Genomic DNA, 7,786 nt, shown 5'->3' on the forward strand with positions numbered 1-7,786 from the left:
GCCGAGGCTGCCGGCGGATCGAGGCTCACTCCCGCACCGGCGGCAGCGCGGCGACCAGCGCCGTCAGGAACGCCTGCACCGCCCGCGGCAGGCGCCGGTCGCGCATGGTCTGGACCTCGATGCCGCGGGCGAGACTCCGGCGCGACTGGATCGGGAGCGCGCGGAACTCGCCGCGCCCGACCTGGTCCTGCAGCGCGATCGACGACACCAGGGTCAGGCCGCGGGTGCGGCGCACGAAGGGCAGGAGCGCCGAGAGGACGTTCGAGGTCAGCGCCGGCTCGATGGCGACCCCCTCCGCCGCGCAGGCCACGTCGAGGACGGTGCGCAGGGTCGTGTCCCGGGGCAGCAGGGCGATCGGGTAGGCGGCGAGGTCGGCGAAGCCCACCCGCTCCCGCCCGGCCAGGGGATGGTCGGGGGCGCAGAGCGCCACCATGTCGAGGCTGTGCCGGTAGGCGATTGCGGTGTCGCCGGAGGGCGAAAGGCTGAAGGTGATGCCGACGTCGACGTCGCCCTGGACCACCCGGTGGGTGACCTGGCCCGGCGGCAGGACGCTCAGCTCGAACCGGATCCCCGGATGGCGCCGGTGGAACTCCGCCAGCACGGTCGGGACGAGGTCGATGGCGAACGCCTCGGTGCAGGCGACGCGCACCAGGCCCCGGCGCAGGCCGTCGAGCTCCCGGATCTCGGTGACGACCTGATCGGCGCTCGCCAGCACCTCGCGGGCGTGGCGGGCGAGCAGCTCGCCGGCCGGGCTCAGCACCATGCCGCGCGGCCGGCGCTCGAACAGGATGCAGGCCAGCTCGGCCTCGAGGTTGGCGATCTGCCGGCTGATCGCCGAGGGGGCGACGTTGAGCCGGGCGGAGGCCGCCGCGATCGACCCCTCGCGCGCGACCGCCAGGAAGTAGCGCAGCCCCGCAGCCTGCATCGACGCTCCTGCCTTGCCGTTTCGGCAACGAGGATATCGATAAATTCGACTTGTTGCGATCGATTCTGCGCAACATCCTGGCATGGTGAAGAATGCGGCAGCCCGGATCCGACGATCAGGGCGCGGTCGCGGTCCTGGAGCGAGGCGAAGCCGACATGCCGAGACAGACCCACGCGGCCCGGGCGCGGGCGATCCCGATGCGCAGCGCGGCCGCGGCGCTGCTCGCCGCAGGCCTCCTCGCCGGGGCCGCAGGCCCGGCCCTCGCGGGCAAGGCCAACGATACCCTGGTCTACGCCTCCGACAGCGAGCCGGAGAACGTCAGCCCCTACCACAACAGCGCCCGCGAGGGCGTGATCCTGGCCCGCAACGTGTGGGACACACTGATCCACCGCGATCCCGCGACCGGCCAGCACCAGCCGATGCTCGCCACCGCCTGGACCTGGATCGACCCGGTCACCCTCGAGCTGACGATCCGCGAGGGCGTGACCTTCCACAACGGCGATCCCCTCACCCCCGAGGACGTCGCCTTCACGTTCAACTACGTGCTCACGCCCGAGGCGAAGATCGTCACCAAGGGCAACGTCGACTGGATGAAGGCGACGGAGGTGACCGGCCCGCACACGGTGCGGATCCACCTGAAGGCGCCGTTCCCGGCCGCCCTCGAGTACCTCTCCGGCCCGACCCCGATCCTGCCGGCCGCCTACTTCAAGAAGGTGGGCCTCGCGGGCTTCAGCAAGGCGCCGGTCGGCACCGGACCCTACCGCGTCGTCGCCGTCGACAGCGGCAAGGGCGTGAGGATGGTGCGCAACGACAAGTACTGGCCCGGTAGCCCGATCGGACGGCCGAAGATCGGCAAGCTCGAGTTCCGCGTCATCCCGGACGGCGACAGCCGGATGGCCGAGCTGATGACCGGCGGCGTCGACTGGATCTGGCGCGTGCCGAGCGACCAGGCCGAGCAGCTGAAGCAGGACCCCGCCCTGACCGTGCTCTCCGCCGAGACCATGCGGGTCGGCTTCCTGCAGTTCGACGTGCAGGGCCGGGCGATGGAGGCCTCGCCCCTGAAGGATGCCCGCGTGCGCCGGGCGATCGCCCACGCGATCGACCGCAAGGCGATGGTCGACAACATCGTGCGCGGCGGCGCGCGGGTGATGAACGCCGCCTGCTTCATCGACCAGTTCGGCTGCACCGACGAGGGCGTGCCGGCCTACGCCTACGACCCGGCCAAGGCGCGGGCGCTCCTCAAGGAGGCGGGCTACCCGAACGGCTTCGAGATCGACCTCTCGGCCTATCGCGAGCGCGACTACGCCGAGGCGGTGCTCGGCTACCTGCGCGCCGTCGGCATCAAGGCGCGGCTGAACTACCTGCGCTACGCCGCCTTCCGCGACGCGCTGCGGGGCGGCAAGACCTCGATCGGCTTCCAGACCTGGGGCTCGTTCTCGATCAACGACGTCTCGGCCTTCACCGGCATCTACTTCCGCGGCGGCGAGGAGGACCTCGCCAAGGACCCGGCGGTGATCGCGGCGCTGCAGGCGGGCGACACCAGCACCGATCCGGCGGTCCGCAAAGCGAAGTACGCCGAGGCGCTCGGACGCATCGGATCGGAAGCCTACGCGCTGCCGATGTTCTCCTACCCGTCGAACTACGCCTTCAGCCGGGACCTCGCCTTCACCGCGCAGGCCGACGAGGTGCCGCGGTTCTACGCGGCGTCCTGGAAGTAGGGGGCCGCAGCGATGCTGGGCTTCGCGCTTCGCCGCATCCTGGTGGCGGTCAGCGTCGCGCTGACCGTCTCGGTGGCGAGCTTCGTGCTGCTGCACCTCTCGGGCGACATCGCCACCGCCATCGCGGGCCCGGAGGCGACCGGCGAGCAGATCGCGGCGATCCGCCGGCAGCACGGGCTCGACCAGCCGCTCCTGGTCCAGTTCGGGTCCTGGGCCTGGCGGGCGCTTCACCTCGATTTCGGCCGCTCGTTCTACTTCCCCGAGCAGGTGACCGACCTCGTCGCCTCCCGCCTGCCGGTGACCCTGACGCTCGGCGTCATCGCGCTCGCCGTCGCGCTGCTCGTCGCGATCCCGCTCGGGGTGCTGGCGGCGTTCTACCGCGACACCTGGCTCGACCGGGCGGCGCTCGCGGTCTCGGTGCTGGGCCAGGCGATGCCGAGCTTCTGGTTCGGCTTGACCCTGATCCTGATCTTCTCGGTCAACCTGCGCTGGCTGCCGGTCTCCGGCAACGCGACCTGGAAGCACTTCGTGCTGCCGGCGGTCGCGCTCGGCTACTACGCCATGCCGGCGGTGATGCGGCTCACCCGCAACGGGATGCTCGAGGTGCTGTCCTCGGACTACGTCCGCACCGCCCGCGCCAAGGGCCTCCCCCCGCGCAAGATCCTGGTCCGCCACGCGCTGCGCAACGCCGTGATCCCGGTGATCGCGCTCGCCGCGGTGCAGTTCGGCTTCATGCTCGGCGGCTCGATCGTGATCGAGGCGGTGTTCTCGCTCCAGGGCCTCGGCCAGCTCGCCTGGGAGTCGATCGCCCGCAACGACTTTCCCGTGGTCCAGGCGATCGTGCTGGTGCTGGCGATGATCTACATCGCCCTGACGCTGGCCGCCGACCTCCTCAACGCCCTCCTCGACCCGCGCCTGCGCTCATGACGACCCAGCCCGCCTCCCGCCTCGCTCAGGCTCCTGCCCCGGCCGCGGCCGAGGTCGTCCTGCCCCCCTCCCGCTCGCCGGCGGCGCTCGCGCTCCGCCGCGGCCTGTCCCACGGCGGCTTCCTGATCGGGGGGGCAATCGTCGGGCTCATCGTGCTGACGGCGGTCGCAGCCCCCCTGATCGCCCCGCACGATCCTTATGCCCAGGACGTCTCGCGGCGGCTGATCCCGCCGGTCTGGCACGCCAAGGGCAGCGTCGAGCACCTGCTCGGCACCGACAAGCTCGGGCGCGACTACCTGAGCCGCCTGATCTACGGCAGCCAGATCTCGCTCCTGATCGGGATCTCGGCCGCCCTGATCTCGGGGGTGATCGGCACGACCCTCGGGGTGCTGGCGGGTTACTATGGCGGCCGGGTCGACGCGGTGGTGAGCTACGTCGTCACCACGCGGCTCGCGATGCCGGTGGTGCTGGTGGCGCTCGCCATGGCCTCGCTGGTCGGCGGCTCGCTCAAGGTCGTGGTGCTGGTGCTCGGCCTCCTGCTCTGGGACCGCTTCGCCGTGGTCACGCGGGCGGCGACCCGGCAGGTGCGCGCCCAGGACTTCGTCGCCGCCGCCCGGGCCGCGGGCTTCGGCCCGGTGCGGATCCTCGCCCAGGAAATCCTGCCCAACATCCTCAACGCGCTGATCGTCGTGGCGACCCTGGAGATGGCGCACGCGATCCTGCTCGAGGCGGCGCTCTCCTTCCTCGGCCTCGGCGTGCAGCCGCCCCTCCCCTCCTGGGGGCTGATGATCGCCGAGGGCAAGCCGTACATGTTCTTCCAGCCCTGGGTGATCACCATCCCGGGAATCGCCCTCCTCGTCCTGGTGCTCGGCATCAACCTCCTGGGCGACGGGGTGCGCGACATCACCGCCCCGGAGGGGCGGCATTGAGGGTGTGCTCGATCCCCTCGACAAGGGTCGGACACCCACCGGGTCATTCCGGGGCCGTGCAGCGGAGCCCGGAATCCAGGAACTCAGGCGATGCAGAACGGGGCGGGACGCGGCAGCTCGTTTTCCTGAAGCGCCAGCGGATCTGGATTCCGGGCTCCGCTGCGCGGCCCCGGAATGACGATGGAGGCGTTCAATGCCACCTTCATCTCAACCAACATCGCCGTTCATCCTCTTCCCGCACGCGTAGAACAGAAGAGAGTCCTTCCATGTCCCGACGCGACGCCATCGCGCTGGCCCACCAGCACTTCGACGACGGCGGCTTCCTCGCCGTGCTCCGGCAGGCGGTCGGCCTGCCGACCGAGAGCCAGGCGCCGGGCCAGGGGCCGGCGCTGGCCGCCTACCTCACCGGGTTCGTCACCCCGCTGGTGTCGCGGCTCGGCTTCGCGGTCCGCATCCTCGACAACCCGAAGGAGGGTGACGGGCCGTTCCTGATCGCGACCCGGCACGAGGGCGACGACCTGCCGACGCTGCTGACCTACGGCCACGGCGACACGGTGCGGAACTACCCCGAGCAGTGGCGCGCCGGGCTGGATCCGCTCGAGGTCGTGGTCGAGGGCGAGCGATGGTACGGGCGCGGCACCGCCGACAACAAGGGCCAGCACCTGATCAACCTCGGCGCGCTCGAGGCGGCGATGAAGGCCCGCGGGGGCCGGCTCGGCTTCAACGTCAAGCTCTTGATCGAGATGGGCGAGGAGACCGGCTCGCCGGGCCTGCGCGAGGTCTGCCGCGCGGAAGGCCAAGCGCTGGCCGCCGACCTCCTGATCGCCTCCGACGGGCCGCGGGTCAGCGCCGAGCGGCCGACGATGTTCCTCGGCTCCCGCGGCGGGTACACCTTCGAATTGGTGGTCGCCTTGCGCGAGGGCGGCCACCACTCGGGCAACTGGGGCGGGCTCCTGCGCAACCCCGGCACCGTGCTGGCGAGCGCCATCGCGAGCCTCGTCGACGGGCAGGGCCGGATCCTCCTCGACGCCCTGCGGCCGCCGCCGATCCCCGAGGGCGTGCGCGCGGCGCTGTCCGACATCACGGTCGGGGGCGATCCCGACGCGCCGGCGATCGACGTGGATTGGGGCGAGCCGGGCCTGAGCCCGGCCGAGCGGGTCTTCGGCTGGAACACCCTGGAAGTCCTGGCCTTCAAGTGCGGCGATCCGGACGGGCCGCAGAACGCGGTGCCACCCTCCGCCAAGGCAACGATGCAGCTGCGCTTCGTCGTCGGCACCGACTGGCAGGGGATCCTGCCGGCGATCCGCCGGCACCTCGACGAGACGGGCTTCCCGATGGTCGAGGTGCGGGCGACCCGCACCGAGGTCTTTCGCGCCACCCGCCTGCCGGTCGAGGACCCGTGGGTGGGGTGGGCGCTGGATTCGATCGAGGCCAGCACGGGGAAGCGTCCGGCGCTCCTGCCCAATCTCGGCGGCTCGCTGCCGAACGACGCCTTCTCGGAGATCCTCGGCCTGCCGACCCTCTGGGTGCCGCACTCCTACCCGGCCTGCTCGCAGCACGCGCCGGACGAGCACCTGCTGGGACCGGCGACCCGCGAGGCGCTGGGGCTGATGGCCGGCCTGTTCTGGGACCTCGGCGAGACCGGGCCGGACGTGCTCGCCAGGCGCCGGGCCGCCTGAACCACGCCGCGACGGAAATGCCGCCGCGGCAAGAACCTGGGACACGACACAGGCCTGAGCGGACGCAGCGTCGACCCGCCGACGCGAGGCCGCCGGGCAGCGAGGGGCCGATGATGAGCGAACCGGTCGTCCAGATCCGCAACCTGACCCTCGCCCTGCCGGCGGGCGCCGACCGTCCGCACGCGGTCGAGGATCTCAGCCTCGACCTGACGCCGGGAAAAATCCTCTGCGTCGTCGGCGAGTCGGGCTCGGGCAAGTCGATGAGCGCCTACGCGCTCACCGGCCTGCTGCCGCGGGCGCTCCGGGTCGCGGGCGGCGAGATCCTGTTCGAGGGCCGCGACCTCCTGCGCCTCGACGAGCGCGCCTGGCGGTCGCTGCGCGGCCGGCGGATAGCGATGATCTTCCAGGAGCCGATGACCGCGCTGAACCCGGTGATGCGCATCGGCGACCAGATCGCCGAGATGTTCGAGGCCCACGACCTGCTCACCCCCCGGGAGCGGCGCGCCCGCGCGGTGGCGCTCGCCGGCGAGGTCGGGCTGCCGGATCCCGAGCAGATCGTGCGGGCCTACCCCCACCAGCTCTCGGGCGGGCAGCGCCAGCGGGCGATGATCGCGATGGCGCTGGCGCTGGAGCCCGCTGTGCTCGTCGCCGACGAGCCGACGACGGCATTGGACGTGACGACCCAGGCGCAGATCCTGAAGCTGATCCGCGACCTGCAAAGGCGCCGCAACATGGCGGTCCTGTTCATCACCCATGATTTCGGCGTCGTCGCCGACATCGCCGACCACGTCGCGGTGCTCCAGCGCGGGCGGCTGGTCGAGGCGGGCACGGCCGAGGCGGTCCTGCGCCACCCCCGGCACCCCTACACCAGGGCGCTGCTCGCCGCGGTGCCGAGCCTGACCCCGCCGCCGCGCGAGCCGATCACCGCGGCGCCGGTCGCCCTCTCGGTCTCAGGGCTGGCCAAGACCTACGCGACCCGCACCGGCCTGCTCGGCAAGGCCCGGGTGGTGGCGGCGGTGAAGGAGGTGAGCTTCGACCTTCGCCGGGGCGAGACCCTCGGCCTCGTCGGCGAATCCGGCTCCGGCAAGTCGACCACGGCGCGGCTGGCGATCCGCCTCGTCGAGCCCGACCGCGGCACGGTGCGCCTCGGCAGCCTCGACTTCACGGCTCTGGGACCGACGGCCCTGCGCGACGAGCGAAAGCGGATCCAGATGATCTTCCAGGACCCGTTCGCCTCGCTCAACCCGCGCCGCACCGTCGAGCAGATCATCGCCGGCGGCCCGATCGCCCACGGCACCCCCTCCCGGCAGGCGCGGGCACGGGCGCGCGAGCTCCTCGACCTCGTCGGCCTCCCCCCGAGCGCCGCCGAGCGCTACCCGAACGCGTTCTCGGGCGGCCAGCGCCAGCGCATCGGCATCGCCCGGGCGCTCGCCATGGAGCCGGACGTGCTCGTCGCCGACGAGGCGGTCTCGGCCCTCGACGTCTCGGTCCAGGCCCAGGTGCTCGACCTGCTCGAGGACCTGAAAGCGCGGCTCGGCATCGCGATGCTGTTCATCACCCACGACCTGCGCGTCGCCGCCACGATCTGCGACCGGATCGCGGTGATGC

Annotated in this window: 7 protein-coding genes; 5 read left to right on the forward strand and 2 right to left on the reverse strand. The window is 72.0% G+C overall.

The features are described 5' to 3' along the window. Window positions 1–25: 25 nt before the first annotated feature. Entirely contained in the window at window positions 26–925 is a 900-nt protein-coding gene (locus VQ02_RS00610; protein ID WP_048442214.1) for a LysR family transcriptional regulator, read from the reverse strand. A gap of 197 nt (window positions 926–1,122) precedes the next feature. Here VQ02_RS00610 and VQ02_RS00615 point away from each other — a divergent pair, with 197 nt between their 5' ends. The 3 genes from VQ02_RS00615 to VQ02_RS00625 are packed head-to-tail and all read left to right on the forward strand — an operon-like array spanning window position 1,123 to window position 4,499. Then, window positions 1,123–2,643, forward strand: a complete 1,521-nt coding sequence (locus VQ02_RS00615) for an ABC transporter substrate-binding protein (protein WP_209436958.1) — start codon at window positions 1,123–1,125, stop codon at window positions 2,641–2,643. A 12-nt stretch (window positions 2,644–2,655) separates the two neighbouring features. Next, window positions 2,656–3,570, forward strand: a complete 915-nt coding sequence (locus tag VQ02_RS00620) for an ABC transporter permease (RefSeq protein ID WP_048442215.1) — start codon at window positions 2,656–2,658, stop codon at window positions 3,568–3,570. Then, the gene (locus VQ02_RS00625) at window positions 3,567–4,499 is read left to right on the forward strand and encodes an ABC transporter permease (RefSeq protein WP_048442216.1); all 933 of its coding nucleotides are present in this window, start codon (window positions 3,567–3,569) and stop codon (window positions 4,497–4,499) included. Before VQ02_RS00620 ends, VQ02_RS00625 begins: the two co-directional genes overlap by 4 nt. Before the next feature lie 83 nt (window positions 4,500–4,582). On the opposite strand, the gene VQ02_RS39680 is transcribed toward VQ02_RS00625, so the two are convergent. Next, entirely contained in the window at window positions 4,583–4,717 is a 135-nt protein-coding gene (locus tag VQ02_RS39680; RefSeq protein ID WP_280818926.1) for a hypothetical protein, read from the reverse strand. A 48-nt stretch (window positions 4,718–4,765) separates the two neighbouring features. Here VQ02_RS39680 and VQ02_RS00630 point away from each other — a divergent pair, with 48 nt between their 5' ends. Next, entirely contained in the window at window positions 4,766–6,178 is a 1,413-nt protein-coding gene (locus tag VQ02_RS00630; RefSeq protein WP_048442217.1) for a M20 family metallopeptidase, read from the forward strand. Between the two features lie 113 nt (window positions 6,179–6,291). After that, a partial coding sequence (locus tag VQ02_RS00635) for a dipeptide ABC transporter ATP-binding protein (RefSeq protein WP_048442218.1) occupies window positions 6,292–7,786 on the forward strand: 1,495 nt, incomplete at its 3' end.

This window comes from Methylobacterium variabile, from assembly GCF_001043975.1.
In the GTDB taxonomy this organism is placed as follows: domain Bacteria; phylum Pseudomonadota; class Alphaproteobacteria; order Rhizobiales; family Beijerinckiaceae; genus Methylobacterium; species Methylobacterium variabile.